The 21,091-nt window shown below is 67.5% G+C and carries 12 protein-coding genes and 2 pseudogenes; 9 read left to right on the forward strand and 5 right to left on the reverse strand.

The window, feature by feature from the left end:
- Positions 1-179 precede the first annotated feature (179 nt).
- Positions 180-734 carry a hypothetical protein gene (locus ACZ5Y0_RS32975; RefSeq protein ID WP_469132327.1) on the reverse strand — a complete coding sequence of 185 codons (555 nt, stop codon included), beginning with the start codon at positions 732-734 and terminating at the stop codon, positions 180-182.
- Positions 735-844: 110 nt separating this feature from the next.
- On the opposite strand from ACZ5Y0_RS32975, the gene ACZ5Y0_RS32980 reads away from it, so the two are divergent.
- A complete protein-coding gene (locus ACZ5Y0_RS32980) occupies positions 845-1,402 on the forward strand; it encodes a hypothetical protein (protein ID WP_469132328.1) in 558 nt (185 codons plus the stop codon).
- Positions 1,403-1,404: 2 nt separating this feature from the next.
- Here ACZ5Y0_RS32980 and ACZ5Y0_RS32985 read toward each other — a convergent pair whose 3' ends face one another.
- Complete coding sequence (locus ACZ5Y0_RS32985) at positions 1,405-2,223, reverse strand: GNAT family N-acetyltransferase (RefSeq protein ID WP_469132329.1); 819 nt, start codon at positions 2,221-2,223, stop codon at positions 1,405-1,407.
- Positions 2,224-2,351: 128 nt separating this feature from the next.
- Here ACZ5Y0_RS32985 and tpg point away from each other — a divergent pair, with 128 nt between their 5' ends.
- Entirely contained in the window at positions 2,352-2,942 is a 591-nt protein-coding gene (gene tpg / locus ACZ5Y0_RS32990) for a telomere-protecting terminal protein Tpg (protein WP_469132330.1), read from the forward strand.
- A gap of 112 nt (positions 2,943-3,054) precedes the next feature.
- Here the strand turns inward: tpg and ACZ5Y0_RS32995 are convergent, their stop codons facing one another.
- Complete coding sequence (locus ACZ5Y0_RS32995) at positions 3,055-3,579, reverse strand: P-loop nucleotide/nucleoside kinase family protein (RefSeq protein WP_469132331.1); 525 nt, start codon at positions 3,577-3,579, stop codon at positions 3,055-3,057.
- A gap of 208 nt (positions 3,580-3,787) precedes the next feature.
- Here ACZ5Y0_RS32995 and ACZ5Y0_RS33000 point away from each other — a divergent pair, with 208 nt between their 5' ends.
- The 4 genes and pseudogenes from ACZ5Y0_RS33000 to ACZ5Y0_RS33015 all read left to right on the forward strand — a co-directional run bounded on the left by ACZ5Y0_RS33000 (position 3,788) and on the right by ACZ5Y0_RS33015 (position 7,352).
- The gene (locus ACZ5Y0_RS33000; RefSeq protein ID WP_469132332.1) at positions 3,788-5,011 is read left to right on the forward strand and encodes a replication initiator; all 1,224 of its coding nucleotides are present in this window, start codon (positions 3,788-3,790) and stop codon (positions 5,009-5,011) included.
- Positions 5,011-5,239 (forward strand): annotated as a pseudogene (locus tag ACZ5Y0_RS33005) (helix-turn-helix domain-containing protein). The gene ACZ5Y0_RS33000 and the pseudogene ACZ5Y0_RS33005 overlap by 1 nt, the downstream one beginning before the upstream one ends.
- Complete coding sequence (locus ACZ5Y0_RS33010) at positions 5,236-6,543, forward strand: tyrosine-type recombinase/integrase (protein WP_469132333.1); 1,308 nt, start codon at positions 5,236-5,238, stop codon at positions 6,541-6,543. Before ACZ5Y0_RS33005 ends, ACZ5Y0_RS33010 begins: the two are co-directional and overlap by 4 nt.
- Positions 6,544-6,665: 122 nt before the next feature.
- The gene (locus ACZ5Y0_RS33015) at positions 6,666-7,352 is read left to right on the forward strand and encodes a hypothetical protein (protein WP_277323392.1); all 687 of its coding nucleotides are present in this window, start codon (positions 6,666-6,668) and stop codon (positions 7,350-7,352) included.
- A 60-nt stretch (positions 7,353-7,412) separates the two neighbouring features.
- Here ACZ5Y0_RS33015 and ACZ5Y0_RS33020 read toward each other — a convergent pair whose 3' ends face one another.
- The gene (locus ACZ5Y0_RS33020; RefSeq protein WP_469132334.1) at positions 7,413-14,285 is read right to left on the reverse strand and encodes a polymorphic toxin-type HINT domain-containing protein; all 6,873 of its coding nucleotides are present in this window, start codon (positions 14,283-14,285) and stop codon (positions 7,413-7,415) included.
- Positions 14,286-15,128: 843 nt separating this feature from the next.
- On the opposite strand from ACZ5Y0_RS33020, the gene ACZ5Y0_RS33025 reads away from it, so the two are divergent.
- From ACZ5Y0_RS33025 to ACZ5Y0_RS33035, 3 genes and pseudogenes are all read left to right on the forward strand, one after another.
- Positions 15,129-18,557, forward strand: coding sequence for a DNRLRE domain-containing protein (locus tag ACZ5Y0_RS33025; RefSeq protein ID WP_469132335.1), 3,429 nt, complete (start codon positions 15,129-15,131; stop codon positions 18,555-18,557).
- A gap of 273 nt (positions 18,558-18,830) precedes the next feature.
- Positions 18,831-19,085 (forward strand): annotated as a pseudogene (locus ACZ5Y0_RS33030) (ATP-binding cassette domain-containing protein); the annotation flags it as partial.
- Between the two features lie 32 nt (positions 19,086-19,117).
- The gene (locus ACZ5Y0_RS33035) at positions 19,118-19,522 is read left to right on the forward strand and encodes an ATP-binding cassette domain-containing protein (protein WP_469132339.1); all 405 of its coding nucleotides are present in this window, start codon (positions 19,118-19,120) and stop codon (positions 19,520-19,522) included.
- 114 nt (positions 19,523-19,636) lie between these two features.
- Here ACZ5Y0_RS33035 and ACZ5Y0_RS33040 read toward each other — a convergent pair whose 3' ends face one another.
- A complete protein-coding gene (locus tag ACZ5Y0_RS33040; RefSeq protein WP_469132336.1) occupies positions 19,637-20,305 on the reverse strand; it encodes an HNH endonuclease family protein in 669 nt (222 codons plus the stop codon).
- Positions 20,306-21,091: the final 786 nt, after the last annotated feature.

A 21,091-nucleotide genomic window follows, 5' to 3' on the forward strand; every position in this document is an offset into this window, starting at 1 on the left:
TGACCGGTGTAGGGCTGGAAGGCCGCGCCGGAGCACGGCGGGCACCGGGTGATGTATCCGGAAGTCGTTGGAGTGCGCCAGCCGCCCCAGTACGGGCCCTGCTCGCCGCAGGAGGAGCACAGACGCGCCCGCGTCACCAGTTCATCCTCCCGCAGCTCCCAACGGTCCAGGAGGTCGGCCTAGGCCCGTGGCAGGAGCCAGTTCTCCCCGGACCACGTCAGGAGCTGAAGGGGTCGGGTGCCGGCGATGTTCTGCGTGTGCCGGTGGCTGCTGCTGGACGCGACGAACTTCTCCCACGTCAAGTCACCGGGCAGCCCGTTCGCGCCGATGGCCCGCCAGGAGCCCCAGTCGTCGTAGTGCCGCCCCTGCTCAAGGAGCTGGTTGCGGGCCTGGTCGAACATCCACGAGACCAGGCGGCGGCGCCAGTTGGGCCGGTGCCATTCCTCCGTGTCACGCTCCGAAACGTCGCGATAGACGGGCAGCTGGACGTCGACGACGTCGTCCAGGCGCACCTCCATGTCCGCGAACACACGGCCGGCGGCGCGGATGTCACGTTCGTCGTACGTCCAGCGCTTGTGCTTGTAGCAGCGCACCGCTACGTCGCCGAAGAAGACGTGGCCGTGCTCGCGCACGTGAGGCATGTGGAGGAGCTCGTCAGGATCCAGCGGCACAGAAACGTTCTGCGTCAGGTCCGCGAAGAGGAAGCGTGCGTACTCCCGGCTGATGGTGGGCATGGCCGGATGGTGGCAGCCGCCACCGACAACGCCGCGCGAACTTCCCCTCCTTACCGGTCAATGCTGGTGAAGCCGTTCGGCGGCTGCGCAGACGCGCCTACGATGCGCTCGTGCGGAACACCAAGGCGTTCAAGGAAGCAGTGGCCCAGACGCTCGCGGAGCTGGCCCGCCGGGGAGTGACCCTCGCGCCGGCGACGGTGGAGGACACGATCGAGAAGCAGATCACCGCCGTCTCCGAGCGGCTCGGGATCCAGGTGCGCTCCGCCTGGCGGTACTTCGACTCCTCTGTCACAGCCGACCGGCTCGCGCAGAGCCTGTCGTCGTACGAAGAGAGCAGCAGCGAGAGGGGCGTCGGGCAGGCGATGCCGCCGATCGACAACCCGGAGCTCGCCCTGGTCCTCGCCGGGGTGCCGGACTCCCTGGCGCAGACCGGCGGCGACCTGTACGCGGTCATCATCAACGTCGCCGTCAACGCCTGGATGGCCGGCCACATCCACGGCGAGGACGGCTGCACCGGCTGCGACGGCAGCCGCGGCCCGGCCGGACACGACTGGGAAGCCCGAATGCGCACGATCACCGAGATGCAGCCGAACATCACCAAGTGGTTCGACCGCGACGTGTGGACCCGCGCCGTCAACGACGCGGGCTACGCCGTCACCCGCCGCTGACGTCAGCGCGCAGGGACGGGCAGGACGCCACGGACGACCAGCTGCCGTCCGTACGGGGTGGCCATGGGCTCCATCTGGATGCCGGTGCGCAGTGGCTTCACCGAGAAGCGAAAGCCCTCGGTCGGGCCGTGGCAGATCAGCCCGGTCGGGGTAGGGATGCCGATGCCGTCGGGGGAGAGGGCGAAGCCCAGCCCGGCATAGAAGTCCGTCAGCTCCGGCTCGTGCGTGGCGTACAGGACGGCCGCGCCCAGCTTCCCGGCCTGATGCGAGCCGGCCGCCTTCTCCGCCTCGGCCACCAGGGCGCGCGCGACGCCCTGGCCGCGCCACTGCTCGACCACCGCGAGGGAGTCCAGGCAGGCGACCAGACCGGCGATGATGTGCACGTTGGGCGATCCGATGAGCATGGGGTGGGTGAGGGCCCACGTCGCCGGCAGCGTGAGCATGCCGCCGACCAGCGCGCCGGACGACGTCTCCTCCACCACCCGCGCGTACGTGGGCTTCTCCGGATCGAGGCTCTGCTCGATCACGTTGGGCAGCCCCCGCCATGACCCAACGGGGTTGTCCGGGTCGGCCAGCCGGATCACCGGCTCCAGCGGGGCCGTGTCGGCGCGGGCCGCGTCCCGGATCACGAGGCCGTCCGGCAGCTCCGAAACGCTCACCGGGATGACCTCTCCCGGCTGCACCCCTGACCGGTCGGCCGCGCTGGGGGCCGCGTACATGCGCTCACCCAGCACGTTCCCCGAGAACAGACGCTCCGCCTCGCGGCGCGCTGGATTCCCCGACCGGCGGGCACCCTTGCGCACCCCTGTTCGCTTCCCCACGGCGTTCCTCCCCTTGTCACCGGAACCCTCCCCCGACCGGAGCCCCACCTAACACCCCTCGTCAGCAGACGACTTGGGGCCGCCGCGCCCGGAATCTATCCACAGGCGATCCGTGATCCCTAGGAGGTATGAGCGACCACGAGCAGCAGCAGTCGGCCCCGACCCGCGGCAAGGTCCTGGAGGCCCTCACGCGGGCGGAGCGGAAGGTCTTCACCCGGCCCGCGCCGAAATCCGCAAAGGCTCAGGTGAAATTCCTCCTCACACGGGCGAAGGGGTCGACCAAGGCCCTGGCGGAGCGCCTGGGCGTCTCGCGCCGGACGGTGGAGCGCTACCGCGCCGGGAAGCTGACGACCCCGCAGAAGCGCCTCCAGGCCGCCCTGGTGGAGGAGACCGAATCCGAGTGGCAACCGCAGGTCAGGGCGCAGGCTCGGGAGCAGGCTTCCACCTTCAGCGGGATGATGGTGGAGGTGACGGCGTACTTCGGATTCACGTGCTCGGGCAGCTCGGACGACGGCCGCATCCGCACCATCACCACCCCGATCTCGCCCACCTACGTGAAGCAGATCCTGGAGCTCCAGGAAGCCGGAGCGACGGAGGAAGACCTGCATCCGATCGTCGCGGAGGCCATCACCGAGTCGTATTTCACGGAATGGGGCACCCGGGCCGATGGCCTGCGCGCGGATTTCACGCACGTCCAGTCCATAGATTTTCAGTTCTGACACGGCCGAATTCAGGGCCTGCTATAAAACAATCCGTGAGCCGAAGCACGGTAGTTGACACACAGGCAGGTTGGTTGTCACCTGCGAGGTGCGGCGCGGGAAGGCCCTTCTCTCAACTCTTGACGGCCTCTGCGATCTGCTGAGCGGCTTGGGCGGGGGTGAGGTACGTGGTGTCGACGACCTCGGCCTCGGCGTGCAGCCACGTTCGGGCCGCCTCGGCGTAGGGCTCAAGGTATTGGAGACGGAACGGGGAGTTGGGGCCGAGAACGGTATCGCCCGCAATGCGCGCGCGGAGGGTGTCCTGGTCGGCATGGAGGACGAAGTGCCGGACCGGAATGGCGTGCTGGGCAAAGCCCGAGCTGATCTCGCGCCAGTACCGCTCGACCAGGACGGTCATGGGCATCACCAGAGTGCCGCCGGTGTAGTCGAGGACGCGTCGGCCGGTCTCGACCACGAGCGGCCGCCATGGCGGCCAGTGCTGGAAGTTGTCCGTGTCGGGCAGTCCTGGCCTGATGTCCATGAGCGTCTCGCCGACTTTCTCGGCGTCGAACACCCGTGAGTCCGGGATGAGCTGCTGTACAAGTGCGCTGGTCGTCGTCTTGCCTGCGCCGTGGGTGCCGTTGAGCCATACGATCATGGACTTGACGCTAGCGTCGTGCGGGCCGCAGGGACGCGCAGGGGAGAAAATCCGGGCAGAGAACGGCAGGTTCTCGATCTTTGCTTCTGGTCACAGGAGGGCTGCTGATCGAGCCTGTGTGACAAGTCGGATGCCTCGCCTGTGACAACCAGGATGCTTCACTCGGTCCCTTTTGCCAGCTCGTCCGACCCTGCTGGTGACACCTATCGTGCTTCGGTTCAATCCGGCGGGCCGTCGCACTCCGGCCTGCTCTCGCCTCTACGCCGCCGACACCTACCACCTCATCCGCGCTGGCCTGTCCGGCGGCAAGACCGTGCCCGACACCGTCCGCACCCACCCTCGCGTCTTCGTCACCCTCACCCCGCCGTCCTTCGGCCCCGTCCACAACCGCCTCACCACGCCCGGCGGCGGCATCCGTCCCTGCCGCTGCCGCAAACTCCACGAATCCACGGACCCCTTGGTCGGGACGCCGCTGAATCTGGCGACGTACGACTACGCGGGCGCGGTCCTGTTCAACGCCCACGCCTCCGCCCTGTGGCCACGCTTCACCACCTACCTGCGCCGCGAGCTCGCCGCCCGACTCGGCATGACCCAGAAGGCCGCCCTCGCGGTCCTGCGGGTCTCCTTCGCCAAGGTCGCCGAGTACCAGCAGCGCGGCCTGGTCCACTTCCACGCCGTGATCCGGCTCGACGGCCCGGACGGCACCAGTCAGCCCCCGCCGCCGTACGCCACCGACGCCGTGCTCACCGCCGCCGTACGCGCCGCCGCCGCACGGGTCCGCGTCACGGTCGAGTCGGATGCGATCGGGGAACGCGAACTCGGCTGGGGCGAACAGCTCGACGTACGTGAGATCGCCGCCTTCGGCGCTGACGCCGAGTTCACCGATCAGGCCGTGGCCGCCTACGTGGCGAAGTACGCCACCAAGTCCGCCGACGCCTCCGGCGCCCTCGACCGCTCCCTGTTCTGCCGCCCCTGCCAGGGACGCGGCGCCACCCTCCTGCCCCACGGAACCCCGCTCCCGTGCACCGCCTGCGCCGGCACCGGCCAGGCCCGGCCCCTGCCCCGCGTCGGCGTTGCAAGGCACGTGCGGCAGATGATCCGCACCTGCTGGGAGCTGGGCAAGCTGCCGGAGTTCGCGAGTCTGAAGCTCTGGAAGTGGGCGCACATGCTCGGCTTCCGGGGCCACTTCTCCACCAAGTCCCGCTCCTACTCGATCACTCTCGGCGCGCTGCGCGCCGCCCGCCGCGCCTGGCGTACGGAACGGGCCCGCCTCCACGCCGGCCTGCCCGAGCCCGACCCGGACACCACGCTCGTCGTCGGCCACTGGGACTACCAGGGCTCGGGCTACAGCCCCGGCGCCGCGCTCCTCGCAGCCGCCGTCTGGCACCGCCGGGAACTGGAACGTCGGTTCATCGCGGAAGGGGGCTGCTGATGATCACCCATGCGCCCGCCGCGCCCCACCAGGGGCCGAGTACGCCGGAGGAGTTGCTGACGGTTCCCCAGGTCATGGCCCGCCTCCAACTCGGCCGCTCCGCCGTCTACGACCTGCTCCGCACCCGGCAAACTCGCTTCGATCACCCTCGGCCGCGCCCGCCGCATCCCCGCCCGTGCGCTGGCCGACTTCATCCGCACCCGCCTCGACCAGGAAGCCGCCCGATGACCACACCCCGAGACAACCCCGCCTCCCGCCGCGTGCGCGCCAACGGCGACGGAACCGTCTACCAGCGCAAGGACGGCCGTTGGGAAGCCGCCGGATACGTCCTCGCCCCCGGCAACACCCGCCGCCGCGTCCGCGTCTACGGCACCACCCGCAAGGAAGCCCTGGCCAAGCTCACCGAGAAGATTGCCGCCAGCAACCGCGGCCTACCCGTCCCCTGCGCGCAAGGCAGCGTGGCCGCGTACTTGACGTACTGGCTGGAGAACGTCGCCATCCACCACCTGCGAGAGAACACGTACACCCGCTACACCGCAGTCGCCGGGCTCTACCTCATCCCCGGCCTCGGACGGAAGAAGGTCGCAAAGCTCACCGCCAAAGACGTCCGCACCTGGCTCAACCAGCTCCGCACCACCTGCCAGTGCTGCACTCGCCGCCTCGACGCCGGCCGAGATAAGCCCCGCTGCTGCGCCGCCGGAAACTGCTGTTCCAAGCGGCTCTCGCCCCTGACCCTGGCCTACGTCCACTCCGTCCTCAAGTCCGCCCTGGAGCACGCGGTACGAGAGGAGGAGATCCCGCGCAACGTCGCCCGCAACGTCCGCATCGGCACACCCCGGCCCCGACGCTTCGAACCCCTCACCGCCGGAGAAGCCCGACAGTTGCTCGCCGCCGCCCAGGGCCACCGGCTGCACGCGCTGTTCGAACTCGCCCTCCACACCGGACTCCGCAAGGGCGAGCTCCTTGGCCTGCGCTGGGAGGACCTCGACCTCGACGCGGGCACCGCCGCCATTCGCCGCACCCTGCAGCGAACCGCCGCAGGCGGGCTCACCACGCTGCCCACCAAGACGCGGGCCTCCGAGCGCCGCATCGCCCTCCCCACCCGCTGCGTCCAGTCGTTGAAGCTCCACCACGAACAGCAGAAGCGCGAGCGTGAGGCCGCGGGCACCACATGGCAGCACGACGGGCACGTGTTCACCACAGCGCAGGGTCGACCGATCGACCCGACCAACCTCACCCGCGCCTTCATCACGCTCCTCCACAAGGCCGGCCTCCGCCGCATTCGCTTCCACGACCTCCGCCACTCGACCGCCACCCTGCTCCTGGAACAGGGCGTCGAACTCGTCGTGATCAAGGAACTCCTCGGCCACGCCCACATCGGCGTCACCGCCACCGTCTACGCCCACGTCCGACTCCGCCTCCAGCGCGACGCCATCAACACCCTCAGCACCGCACTCGGCAGCCCGGAGACCGCCGAGACGGCAAGCGGCGACGGCGACGAACCGCCGCCCTGCGCCGCCCTCGTCCGCTGACGTTGCCGTCAACTACTGCCGTCATGGCCCACGGGAGCCCCACCTACGGGGCTCCCGTTTTGCTTTAGCGATTTACAGGTCAACTCAGGTCGACACCCGGCATGTAGCGCATAATGTCTCACATGAACTCTCTCGCCCCCACGGACAACCCGGGCCTGCTGCGATTTCTGCGGAGGTGGTACGGCGCCCCGCAATCACCCAATGTGAGACTGGGAGAATCACCTGAAGCGCCCAGGGAGCTTGTCGAGTGGCATGAAATCTCTGCCCAGTGGGGCGGGGAGATCACCTCGCACAACTACGCCATCCCCCTTTCGGAACTCGCGGTGGAAGACGGAAAGATTCCGTTCTGGGTTGAGAACCAAGGAACTTGGGTCTGGGCATTCGACCCGGCCAGTGAAGATCGCTCTGTGTACGAGCGAGAGCCGTCCGACGAACCGACCCCATGGCGACGGACTGACGAGCAGCTCTCAGATTTCTTGATTCATGCCACGATCCTAGAAGCAATCCTGGGGGCTCCTGCGACGAAAGTAGCGCAAGGAGTCCCGGCAGATTGGCTCTGGTCTCGGGAAGGAAGTCATGAGCTCCCCTTCCCTGCGTGGAACTGGCCAGCCAACGATTCGCGCATCCTCTTCGGCGAGAGCTGGCTGGCGCTCGTCCACCCGAGCGATGATCCCGACGAAGGTCATGACGTCACCCTGGCGGCGAGGGCGCCAGGCGATCTCTCCTGGGCTGAGAATATGCCAGGAGTCAAGTGGCGCTCATACTCCGGCGCTCAGGACCACACAACCGATGAACCACTGCCCTGGTAGACAGGGAAACACTAATCGGCGGCCGATCCACCTGGATGGGCCGCCGATTCCTTTCCTAACTCAGTCAGGAAGTCCCGTGAATTTTTCAGTCCTACGCGGTGAGATCACCCACAGCTGAGCACCTTCGGGCAGCATGTCAGGCAATGTACTTCTGCATGTTCCGCAGGCCCCCGTCGGGTAGTCGATGTAGAGCACGGCCTTTCTGACACCCGGGTTCATACGCAAGAACGCTGCTGCGTGAGTCTCCACGTGCTCCCCGTTGGCCTTCGTACGACCTGGGAGGTTCTTGAGGAGTCCAGACTGACCGCCTGGACCACTGATCATCGGCAGCTGATCGCCCCCGACATCAAGAATTCCCACAGTGCGCCGCGGGTAGTCCTTCTGCAAATCCTTCAGGGACGGGCCGCAGTTGCTGTTGTGAACAAGGACCGGAGTCTGCCCCGCCAGCACATAGTACGTGTGCAGGCCGTCGACGGTGAGGTTGTAGGTGCGGGCGTGTGCTTGGTATGCCCGGTTGGCCAGGATCGAGACGGTGGTTCCGTCGTCGGTGCGGAGGGTTGTGCCGGGTGTGAGGTTTTGGGCCTCGATCCACTGTCCGAGTTCGGGGACCCAGAAGGGGTGTTCGTGGGTGGCGGTGAGTTTACGAGGGCCGTCGGGTGTCTGGATGGTGAGTTCGTTGAAGTGCTTGTCGTGTTCGGTGACGATGAGTTGGGTTACCTTGTGGGGCCCGGTTTCCCCGGTGTCGGGGTCCGTTGCAAGCACTTCGTCCCCGACTTCTACGTCCTCGATGTTCTTCGAGGATTCGTCCGCAAGGAGGACTTTGGTGCCGGCGAGGAAGCACTGGTTGCACTTCGGGGATTTAGACCTGGGGCCGCCAAAGCTGCCGAAAATTCCAGGGCCTTCGGGGCCGTAGCCAGCTGCTCCGAGTGCGCTAGATATTGCTGCACCCGCTCCCCAGCTCAGACCGGCAGGGCACTTTCTGTCGACTGCCAGGCAGCCTTCGCCCTTTGAGCCGTTGACGGCGGCGACATTGATGGGCTCGGACATGTCCGTGCAGTTGTCGATGCCATATGTGGAGCAGAGATATCTGATTTTCTCGTAGAACGCATTGATATAGGTGGGCGCTTTGTTCCATTTGGCGGGGACGTTTACGGTGGGGAAGATCGTGATGTATCCGTCACCGTTGTAGTCGTACTGGGCGCTGCCTTCGTCGTGCCAGTCGAACAGGACCAAATTACTGGGGGCGTCGCGGACGCAGCCTCCAGGTTTGGTGCATGGTGCTGTTCCGCCGCCCTCGGCGTCCAGCATGAGGCCGGTGGGGTCGCTTTTGCTGATAGGACTGTTGTTTGCGTAGGCGTACCCGTTCATCTGGAGCGGGTCGGCGATATCGATGACCGGGTCGGCGGAGGTGAAGCGGCCGGCGGTCTGGTCGTATTCGCGGGCGCCGATGTGGGTGAGGCCGGTGGTGGTGTCATCGATGCCGACGCCAAGGTAGCTGCGTTTGTTGGGCCAGGTGGCTGGCTTGGTGCCCCGGGTTTCGCCGTACGGCTTGAAGGCGCGGCGGGTGACCGGCTGGGTGCCGGACAGTTCGACGGTGGTGTTTGCGGTGCCGAGGTGGTCGGCGAGGAGCACGTTGAGCTTGTGCCCGGTCGTCGCCCCGTTGGTAGTGGTGCGGACGACTGTTGGGGCGCCGGCCTGGCCGTATGCGCGGGACGCCTTGGTGATGGTGCCTGTGGCGTTCGTCGTCAGTTCCGTCTCGCCCAGGTAGAGGACCGAGCCGGAGGGTGAGTTCTCCAGGATGCGGTTGCCGTCCGCGTCGTAGACGTACGTCGTCTTCACGCCGGCGCTGGTGAGGGAGTCGAGCTTGTTCTCGGGCGACCAGACCAGGTCCTGGGCGCTCGTGGACAGGTCGCGGTCCGTCGTATTGCCGGTGGCGTCGTAGACGTAGCTGCTGCTCTTGCCCGCTGGCGTCGAGGCGACTGACGTCATGGTGTGTGGCTGGGTCTTGGTGCCGTTGGCCAGCGTCTTGCCGTGGCTGTAGGTGTAGGTGACGTTCTTCGTCGCGTCGGTCGTGTCGTGCTCGGTGAGGGTGGCTCGGTTGCCGATCCAGTCGAAGGCGAACGACTGCCGGTAGGCGGTGGCGCCGGTGGAGACGGTGCCCGCGGACGGGGCCGTTGCCCCAAGAGATGAGACCAGGGCGGCGTCGGGGCTCGTGGTGTCCGCGGCGGTGTCGGGGGCGTCGGCCACGGGGCCTGAGGAGGTGGTGTAGTCGGTGTCGTAGCCCCAGGTGGCGCCGTTGGCCGCTTTGCAGCCGGTGCTGTTGCCGTCAGGGTTGATGTTCGATGTCCAGGCGTTGACGAGTTCGCCCATGACGTCGTAGGTGAAGCACTGGGTGTCCCAGGTGCCCGCGCCTGCGTCTGCGAGGTGCCGGGAGGTCGAGGTGATGGTGCCGGAGACGTCGTAGGAGTAGTAGCCGTCGGTGATGCGGTGCGGGCCGGCGGTTTCGCGGTCGGTTACGGTGCGCTGGAGGCGGCCGGTGTGGGGGTCGATGAAGTTCGTCGTCCACACGCGGTAGGGCTGAGTTCCCGAGACCGTGCGGAGCACCTCGCCGTAGGGCGAGTAGGTGGCATCGGTCGTGTACCAGGTGGCGCCCGAGGTGCTCTCGACCAGGCCGTCACCGTTGTAGCGAGTGACGACCTTTTCCCGCGCCAGACCGCCCACCGAGGGCAGGATGACGGATTGTGGCTTGCCGGTGAGTGTGTAGGTGTAGTTGGAGGCGTAGGTTCCCGACAGGCCGGTCGTCATCGAGTTTGCCGGGATGACGGTCTCGGTTCCGGTGGCCTTGTATGCCGCGTCGTAGCCGGTGACGCGGCTGATGTAGTCGCCGTCGGCGGTGTGCCGGACGGACTCCTTCAGCTGGCCGATGCCACCGGGCGCTGTGTCGTAGGTGTACTCCTTGGCCGGGCTGGCGGTAGCCGAGCCGTGGCGCACGTAGCGGACCCGGCCGAGCGGGTCGTACTCGGTGAACGTTTCCTGCTGGCGGGCGTTCTTGGTGTAGATCAGGCGGTCGGCGCTGTCGTAGCGCATCGCGGTGGTGCCGGTGTCGGGGTCGGTGGAGGAGGTGACCCGGCCTCGGGTGTCGTAGACGTACGACCAGACGTTGCCGGCGGTGTCGGTGACCTTGCTGCGGTTGCCTCGGGCGTCGTACTCGTAGGTGGTGTCGCGGCCGGTGTCGGAGGTGGCGGCGTCCTGGCTGTAGTAGCGGATGGACGAGACCCGTCCGAGCGCGTCGACATCGGTACGTGTCCGGGGCGCTGTGGAGCCCGCCGGGTTCACGGTGACGCTGGTGTCCCCATAGGACTTGGTCGCTGTGTACTTGCGGACGTCCGCGTAGTAGGTGTCGGCGCGAAGCTCGCGCTCCAGGCCGTCGTAGGTGTACCTGACGGAGCTGGGGATGAGCGACTTGGACCTGGGGGCGAAGAGATCAGTGCTCGGCTCGCTCTTCGCCAGGTATGCGCCGCTCTTCTCGGCGACCAGACCGTGGTCGTCGTAGTGAGTGTCGACGATGATCCGGCCGGCGCCGTGGGCTTCGCTCTGGGTCTGGACTTCGCGCTGGAGTCCGTCGTAGAGGGTGATCTGGCGGGAGTAGGAGCCGTCGTCTTTCAGGGACTGGACGGTCACCGCGGCCGGACGGTTCACCTCAGGCGTGGCCACGGCCATCTGGTACGTGATCTGCACCGTGGGCGACGTGGTGGGCGCGGATGGCGACCAGCCCTTGATGAGGCGGCCGAGGGCGTCGTACTCACTGCGGGTGACACGGCCATTGGGGTCGGTGATGCTCAGGGCGAGTCCGCGGCCCGGGTCGTAGGCCGTGGTGGTCACCTGGTCCTTGGTGTTGATCGACTTGACCTGGGTGAGCGGACCGCCGGTGTCGGCGGGTGTGTACTGCGTCTCGGCGGTGCCCACTTCGGGCGCAGTGACGGTGCGTACCCGGCCCAGCGGATCGTAGGTCGTCGTGGTGACGACCGCACTGGCATTACCGGCCCCGTCGTTCGTGGCCTGTGCCGTAAGCAGGCCCTTGACCGGTGTTGCGTTGTCGCTCAGGGCGTCGTAGGTGTTGTGCACCTGCGTCTTGAGCTCGGTCGACGGGTCGGCAGTGGCCTGGTCAGCGCACGACGTCGTCGTGGTGCGCTGGTCCTTGGGTAGGCCGATCAGCCAGGCCGAGGTGTTGTGGACGTACGTCGTGATGGTGCAGGTCTGATCGGACAGGATCTCGGAGCTGCCGCTGGGCTTGACCACGGCAGTCTGGACCTGGACCGGCAGGCCGTAGGTGTCCTCGAGTGTGGTGAGGGTGCGCACCGCGCGCCAGCTGCTGCCGACCGTCTGGATGTCGTCGGTGCGCTTCACACCGACGCGGTGGGCGAGGAGCGGGGCGGCTGTCGTGCCGTCCTCGTTCTCCCGGGTACGCGAGGCCGTCTGCTGGGAGTAGGGGAAGGAGAGACTGCGCTTGAGTATGCCGCCGCTGGAGTTCTCGTAGGTGATCGTCTCGGCGGTCATGCCAGCGAACTGTTCCGCGTCGTCGCCGAGAAGCGTATAGGTGCCGGTGGAGTCCTTCACGGCTCCGCCGGTGCCCTGGAAGTAGCGGCTGACGGTCTTGGACTGGGCGTTGACGGCGCGGACGCCGAAGATCTCGGATGTGCTCTTGGCGCCCTTGAGGACGGTGACGGTCCGGTAGCCCTTCCAGTCGCTGTAGGTGCGCAGGGCGGGGCGGGTGAACTCGTCGTCGCTCTTGGCCCAGGCCGAGTCCTCATACCTGTAGCGGGTGGTGATCGGCTTGCCGTGCGAGGTGATCTTGTCTGTCTCGGTCACGGTGTCGACGACGTACTTGTTGAACCAGGCCTTCGCGGGCGTCTTCTCGTCACCGTCGGGCGACCAGCGAACCGGGAAGCAGGTGCCGTTGGCCTTGCCCTTGTCCTCCGCCGGTTCGTCTGGGCAGCCGCCGGTGTACTCGATCTCGATGTCGCCGCCGTTCTCGGTGGAGACGGTGCCGATGCGCGGGCGGGTGAAGCCGGGGCGCTGGTCGTTCTTGCCGTTGAGGACCAGGTTGGGCAGCTGGCGGTCCTTGAGCCGGCCCCGCAGCGGGGAGTCGGTTCCTACCGTGTACGGGGCGAAGCTGACGCCCGCGGCGGACTGCTTGGTGCCGACGGTGTCGCCGGGGGCGAAGCCGGTGCGGGTGATCGAGTTCAGCCACAAGCCGGGCGCGGTGTCGTACCAGTCCTTGGGGAAAGACTGGTGGAGAGCGTAGGTGTCCACCTTACCCAGGCCGCTCTGGCCGGCGCGGGCCGCCTTGGTCGTCACCGTGGTCAGGCGCAATTGCGTCCAGAACGACGGGAAGGCGGGGCACATGTCGGAGGTGGACTTGCAGTTGAGGTTGCCGGGAGTGTCCCACCACTTGCGGTAGGCGCCCGGGTCGTCAGTCTTGGCGAAGTTGTCCGGGTCGCAGACGGTCGGGGATTCGTCGATGCAACGCTGCTCGACGCCGAACTCGACCTTCGCTGACGGTGTGGTGAGGTCGCTGCGCATGCCGTACTCGATGGATACCGGGTAGGCGTAGCGGTCGTACTGCTCGGGCGTCTTGAACTTCTTGCGGACGGCGTAGTTGTTCGTCTCCTGCTTCCACTTGACGATCATCGTGTTGCCGTGGACGTCGACGACCTTGTCCAGACCCCAGCGCCAGGCCTGTTGCTTTCCTGCTCCGCATCGGGAGTCGGCGAAGGCGGCGGCGTGGCAGGGCTCGGACGGGTGGTTGCCGAACACAGGGACGGTGGAGACGGAGCCGGTGTCCTCATGGCCGCCGCCGACCTGGTTCAGCCCCAGGTAGTACTTCGTGCCGTCCTTGGTGGTGACCAGCCAGTATTCGCCGTTGTTGTCGCTGTTGGTCCCGCCCACCTTGTGCTCGACGCGAGTGCCGTCGTCCTTCAGGGGACGGTAGACCTCGGTGTCCGTCTCCGGGTTGCTGCCGGCGGACGCGTCCCGGACGAGTTCGGTGGTTTTGCCGTTCAGGGACATCACGGCGTTGTACGACACCCAGCACAGGTCGGACGTCTTGTCGCTCTTGACGGTGTTGTTGGGCGCGCCGGCATCCAGCGTCTTGGTGTCGTCTTTGCAGGGGCGGTAGCGGCGCTCGATGAAGCCGGGGTCGTAATTCCAGCCTTCGCCGATCCAGGAGGCCTGCGGAGAGGAGACGGCGGTGCGGCCGTCCACCGCCTGAGAGTTGTAGTTGAAGGAGATCTGGGGTGCAGGCCCGGCTGGTGGCGGGGGAATCGTCAGTGGGTACGACCAGGTGAAGGCACCGGCGGAGCCGCCGGCCTCCCATTTGCCGTCAGAGGCGAGCGGGCTTGCCTTGAAGTCGCCGCTCTTGCCCGCCCCTGAGTCGACCGCGCCGACAACCGCCGTGCTGCCGGAAGCCGCCACAGGAGTCACCGAGGTCGAGATGCGGTGGTAGGCAGCCTGCATCACGCCGGAGGAACGGGGCTCGGTCGCCGTGATGGAGGCCGGAGTCACGGATCCTTCGGCGGCCGGGTCGATGATCGCGGTGATCGAGTTCGCGTCGACGTCGTTCGTGGTCTCCAGTTCCTCGTATGCCTGGCATGCCTCGTCGTCGGGCGTGTCCAGGTAGCAGTCGGGGAACTGTACGAAGCGCAGGCGGGAGGCCCAGTCCGCTCCGTAAAGGCTCTCGAACTTCGAGTAGTCAAGCTTTATGGAGACGGGAACAGCACCTGTGGCCGGCGCTTCGACCTTGACCACCGCGCCGTCGACGCCTTGGCCTTCGGCGGAGGTGCGGCTTGAGATGACGACCTGCCAGGTGCCAGCCGGCTCCGGCTCGCCGGGAGCTTGTCCCAGGCTGACGGGCAGGGGGCCTGCCGGGAGCATGCCGGTTGGTTCATCGGCGGTATCTGCACGCAAAGACGCCGGGACCACTGCGGCGTCGAAGTTCACAGGGGCAGTCACATCGGCCGGCGGGGGAGTGGTGCCCGACGGCGGCTCAAGCTGAGGCTCGGGCTCCTCCTGCTTCAGCGTCTCCAGGTCGCGGGAGAACGTGGTGCCAGGGACTGGTTCTTCGCTTCTCAGCGGTTCCAGCTGCACTGCTTCGCGGCCGGTCTCTTCATGAGACGGGTCGGGGTCGGGTGGCACCGCCAGCGCCTGAGCGGGCAGCAGCCCGACCAAGAGTGTGGCGGCGATGCTCGGCACGACGGTGCGTGCGATGCGGCGGCGGGCATGCGGAAGTCGGCCGAACACGACGGGGTCCCCCTGGACCACTCCAAGCGGGACCAGTGACGGACCACGCGCGATGACTTGCTGAACAGCGCAGATTCTGTGGCCGATCTGTGAAGGAACACCAGACCGCTTGTGATCATGTGACTATGATCACGCTCCGTAACGGCGCATTGCTCTATGAAGTGCATGGAAGGCGCATATATATGGAGTCAGCGGCGTGACTGTCCTCTATCCGGCTTCTCGTCCAGTACTGACCTGCAAGCCTTCAAAACATCCGCTCATTTATGACGAATGGCATTGGTGTGCACGGTTGGTGAAGTGCCGTCACTACTGCACCGGCAGCGTTGACGCCCGGCCAGGTGAAGTACGTTCCGGCACTCCCACCTGTTCATCACGGGGTGACGACAGGATCTTCATAAGTCATCATCAGCTGCCTGGTGGGGGAGCTCCGTCCTGACCGCCGGTTTCTTACAGGGATGGGGAAGGGGAACTCGCCCGATGACGCGCACTTGGCGTCGCAGGCCCGGTCGTCGGGCCACTGCCGCACTGCTCGCGACCGCGGTCGCCACCACAGGAATCGTCTATGCCGGATTCCGGCTGGATGACCACAACTCCCAGGACACGGAAGGCCGGCGTGCCCCGTTGGTCACCGAGGCCACCGCGCTCCGCCAGGCGGCCAAGACAGGCAAAAATGTCGAGGTGACGTCGGCCCGCACCGCCGCCTCCACGACATGGGCCAGACCCGACGGCCAGATGGCGAAACGGCTGTACTCTTCCCCGATCCGCGCCAAGGTGAGCGGCGTCTGGAAGACGGTCGACCCGAGCCTGCACCGCACCAAGCAGGGATGGGAGCCGAAGGCCACCAACACCCGCATGGTGTTCTCGGCCGGCTCCGGCAAGGACAACGACGAGCGAGCCTCACGCGCGGGCGCCCAGCGCCTGTCGCTGGTGAAAAGCGCCACCACGGACACCGGAACACCACTGGTCACGCTGTATGTCGACGGCGGCGCCCACTCCATCCAGCTGACCTGGCCCGGCCCCGTGCCCACACCGGTCGTCGACGGCAACCGGATCCTGTACCCGGAGATCTTCCCCGGCGGTGACCTGGTGCTGACCGCCGACGACGACGGCTTCGGCCAGGTCGTCGTGGTGAAGAACCGCCAAGCGGCCGCAGACCCGCACGTGCGTCAGCTTGTCTACGGCCTGCACTCAGCCGACCTGGCGTTCCGCCTCGACCCCCTGACCGGCGTGGTCAGCGCACTCGACGGCGAGGGCGAAGAGGTCGCCCTCTCTCCGACGCCACTGATGTGGGACAACAGCGGCTCCCCGGCGGTCACCGACGGCAGTGTGGGTGCCACCGCCCAGCCCACTGCTTCCGAGACCCCGAACACCACCGGCACTTCCGGCCCCTCGGCTTCCGCCACACCCAGCGCCTCAGAACAGGCTCCCGTAACCGACGAGCAGGCCGGCAGCGCCGAGGTTCTACCTTCGGCCACCGACGAATCCGTGCCCGTGACGCAGTCGCCGCTGCCGTCCGTTCCCGCAGAGCCGCTCCCCGCACCCTCGCAGAGCGGCTCCTCACAGACCCTGAGCCTGCCCTCCCTGGAGGGCCCCTCGCCCGACTCGCGCGGCGAACTGGTCACTGCCGATCTGTCCACGAGCCAGTGGACGCTCACTCCCGACCAGGACTTCCTCAACGACCCGGCGACCATCTACCCGGTCTTTATCGACCCGTCGGTCAAAAAACACGTCCAGAACTGGACCACGGCCTACAGCCGCCACCCCAACGCCACCTTCTACAACGGCAAGGGCTTCAACAGGGGCGGCACGCACGAGGCCCGCGTCGGCTTCGAGTCCGACACCTGGGGCACCTCACGCTCGTACTTCAACATCGACTTCGACAAAAACCTCAAAGGCACCAAAATCACCAGCGCCCGGCTGGTGATGCTGGAAACCTACTCCTGGTCCTGCCAGGACCGCTCGATGAGCGTGCACCTCACCACCGCCATCAACGGCCACACCAACTGGAAGAACGCCCCCAAACTCCACGACGGCAACAAACTCGCCACCAAGAGCTTCGCCCACGGCTACAACTCCAGCTGCCGCGACGCCTACGAGACCTTCGACGTCAAGAGCGGCGCCCAGAAGGCCGCCGACAAGGGCCAGGACACCATCACCTTCGGCCTGCGCGCCCGCGATGAGAACGCCCAGTACGCATGGAAGAAATTCCAGGCCAACGGCGACAACGCGCCCTACCTCGAACTCATCTACAACCGTGCACCCGCCATCGTCACCAACTCCCTCGACCTCAGCCCGGACGGCAAGTGCACCACCAGCGCACCTTACGTCCGCATGGGCTCCGGCAACCTGACCTTCACCGCCAAGGCCACCGACAAGGACGCCAACCTCAACTACCTCGACTTCGACCTGTGGCCCACCAACCAGTGGGGCACCACCGGTGACCTGCTCAAGACCACCGGCAAAGTCTCCGTGGGCGGCGACACCAGTGCCGCACTGCGCACCACATCCGGATTCTCCACCAGCACCCTCAAGGCCGGAACCGCCTACTCCTGGCGAGTACGCGCCGTCGACGACGCCGGCGCCACCTCCCCGTGGTACCCCACAACGCCCTGCCAATTCGTCCTCGACACCGTCTCGCCCAAGCCGCCCAAGGTCACCTCCACCGACTTCCCCAACGCCGACGGCAGCCAGAACGGCTTCGGAATCGACGCCGAGGACGCCACCTGGTCCACCAAGAAATTCGGCACAGCTGGCGCCTTCACCGTACGAGCCCTGGACACCGATGTCGTGCGCTACGAGTACGGCTTCAACTCCCCCTCCTACCCAGGTACCCTCGCCCGCACCAACGGCACCGCAACCACCGTCAGCGCAACCATCACCAACGCCACACCACCAGCCGCCGGACCCAACGTCCTCTACGTCCGCGCCGTCGACAGCGCCGGCAACGTCTCCGAACCCACCCGCTACTTCTTCTACGTCACCCCCCGCGACCAGGCAGACAAGGCAGGCGACTTCACCGGTGACGCCCTGCCGGACATGATGGTCGTCACCGCCGAGGGCAACCTCGCCCTCTACCCCGCACAGCAGGACAAGGCCGGCGACCTCGACTACTCCATGCCGGGCGCCTACCGGGCCAACCCCGACAAGGACCCCAACGGCGACGACCTGCCCCCCTATGTGCCCGCCCCCAGCGGTCACTTCAAAGGCGCACTGATCACCCACAACGGTGACATCTACGGCGGCGACGGCCTCCAGGACCTCGTCGTCCGCGTCGAGGGCAAGCTGTGGATCTACCCCGGTGACGGCTACGGCGCGGTCAACATCGACAAACGCCGCGAGATCCTGCTGCCGCCAGGCGCCCCGAGCCCCTCCACCCTCACCCAGATCGTCGCCGCCGGCGACATCACCGGTGACGGACGGACGGACTTCCTCGCCACCATCGGCAACGCACTATGGGCCTTCACCGGCTACCACGGCGCCACCATCGACCAGGCCACCCAGCTGTCCTCCTCGCCCTGGCTCGACCGGGACCTGGTAACCGTCATGGACGTCAGCGGCGACGGCGTCGCCGACATCGTCTACCGCCACGACCCGACCGGACAACTGCTCCTGCGCAAGGGCATCGCCGCAGCCACCGGAGGCGTCAACCTCACCTCCCTGGCCGCCGCCGCCAACTCCGCAGGCGGAGCCGACACCGAGTATGGCGCCTCCGGCTGGTCCAGCACCGCCATTCCGCTGCTGATGGGCACACCCGACGTGAACAATGACGGGATCCCGGACATCTGGGCGGTCATCTCCAACGGGCAAGTGAGGTTCTACGCGGGCAGCAAGACCGCCCTGTCCGGCAGCGGCACGGAGATCATCACGCCGAAGACGTACTGGCAGACTCGGATCGCCATCGGTTGAGGCCGCTCAGCACCCCTTCGCCTGTCGGTCTCTCGAACATTTCACCCCGAGAGATCGACAGGCGATACCTCCACCGCTGGCCCAGACTCCACATAGACCGGCTGGCGCCCTTGGGTACCGAGGCAACAACTCCCACCGGATCCTGCTCGCCCTGCGGGACGTCCAGGAGCAGTTCATGCAGGCGGGCGGCGCGATCGTGTTCGGCGTGCTCTCCGCGGTGCTCGACGAACTGCTCGCACTGTGCCGACATGCCTTCGAACGTCTGGGGTCCCGATGATCCGCACGGAACATCTGTGCGTACGACGCCGGCGTGCCCTCATCCTGGACGGCGTCGACCTCCGCCTCGGGTCCGGGGTGCACGCGCTGCTCGGACCGAATGGGGCCGGAAAGTCCACCCCGCTGCGGATTCCGGCGGCGGCCGCGGCCGTCACCGAAGGCAGCGGCACCCTCCTAGACCGCGGCACTCGCATCCCGATGCAGCGCCGGAAGATCCGGCGCCGCCTGGGCTGTCTCCCGCAGGATTTCGGCCTGACCGCGGCTACACCGTCGGTGAGTTCCTCGTGTACGCGGCTGGTTGCGAGACATGCCCCACGACGAGATCCCGGGAGCGGTGGAGTGGGGCCGCGCGGGCGGCAGGCTCGGGCAATGGCGCTGGCCAGCTCTCAGGCGGAGGGAACCAGCGCGTCGGCATCGCCCAAGCTGTCATCAACTCGCTCCAGCCGCTGTTCCTCGACGAGCCGACGGTCGGCCTGGACGTAGGGCAGCGGGTCCGCTTCCACGCTCTGGTGCGCGAGCTGGGTCGTACGTCGTGCGTCCTGCTGTCCACTTACCTCATGGCGGAGGATGTCCGAGGCGTCTGCACGGACGCGACCATCCTGCACCACCGCAACATCGTGTTCCACGGCATGCTCGCTGCACCGGACGACGCCGACGGCTACGACGCCTTCGTGCCGCCCAGGCAATGAGCTGACAGGCCCACGCACGGGCGAGCCGACGCTATCTGGCGGACGCGCTTGCTGTCCTGAGCCGGCCCGGCCCGGCCGTTGTCCCGGCGGCCGGGCCGGTACGTGAACCGTCGTCTACACCGCGGGGGTGTAGGCGACGGTGGTGTCGCCGCAGCCGCCGGCGAGTTCGGTCAGCCGGTCACGTTCGCTCTGGTCGGCGGTGAGGTTCCAGCGCAGTTTCGTCGCGGTCCATTCGGAGATGTACCGGCACACCGCGCGTTGGGCCGGGGGCAGCCATTGGGCGGGGTCCTGGTCGGCCTTGCTGCGGTTGGAGCGGGCGGTGACGGCGATGAGGCTGGTGTCCTGGCCGAGGCCGTTGGCGTAGGCCTCGCGCTGGGCGGGGCTCCAGGCGGAGGCGCCGGAGTCCCAGGCTTCGGCGAGGGGGACCATGTGGTCGATGTCGAGGCCGGAGGCGTCGGTGACGGTGGTGTCGTCGTAGTAGGAGAACCAGCTGCCGCCGGTGAGCGCGCAGCGGGCGCCGACGACGGGGGTGGTGATGGCCTCGGCGATGAGGACCTCGCCGCGGGTGTTGCAGCCGTCGGTCGGGTCGGCGCCGGAGTTCCAGTGGCGGAAGGCGTCGCGGGTGTAGCCGTCGCGGGATTCACCGGCGAAGGGCAGGGCGGCGACGGCGTCGGTGAGCGGCAGGACGACGGGCTCGGCGGCCACCGCGTCGGCGGGGCCCGCGGCGAGCGACGCCAGGGCGAGACAGCAGGCGGCGAGAACGCGCGCGAGGGTATGGGTCACGGAATGTGGATAGCGCGCAGTGCGGTGGCATGGGGCGGGTTCGGCCTGCGGGTCATCCGCGAGGGTGGCAGCGTTCACCCGAGCACCGCCTCGTCCCCGGAGCGCTCCTTCCTCCCGCTGACGCGGCCAGGACTGCTCCCCTTCTTCAGGGTTTCTCGGCCAAACCGGGTCTGAAAGAGCTGCGGTTGGCTCGTGTCCGCCCGCGTCCGCCGCGATTGCGCTGCCCGGACGGACGGTGGTCGGCGACAACGCGGCCGCCCCGCAACATGTCCAGCCCGATCCAGTACGAGCCACGACCTGCGGCCCGCCCCGGAACCCGGCCGGGCGGCGGCCCGGCTTGCATGCTCCCGGCCGGAGCCGATGTCGCGCCGTACCCGGACCCGGTCAGTGAGGTGCACGGGGGCGGGCAGGGCCTTGTCGTCGACGCTGCGGCCCGGCCGGTGCCACCGCTCGCGCACGATGATCTGACGGGTAGGCCGTCTACTTTGCGTGTTGGCGAGGCCTCCGCGCTCAGCGCCGGACAACCTGGCGTACCAGGGGAGAGGGCGCGGGCAGCGTCCTCGCGCGCGGCCGTCTGCGGGTAAGGCTCTATCGCTGCTGGTCGGTGTTCGCGACGAAGGCACCCGTGAGGGAGCTGTCGAAGTTGCGGGGGATTGTGTGGTCGTGGGGGGGGGGGGGGGGGGGGGGGGTCCTGTTTTCTGGGAAGGGGGGTCGTTGAGGTAGACGTTGAAACAAGGACTCCCCCCCCAAACCCCGGAAGGGGTTTCGTAGAAAGGGAACCAGAAA

This window comes from Streptomyces sp. NPDC033216, assembly GCF_055577115.1.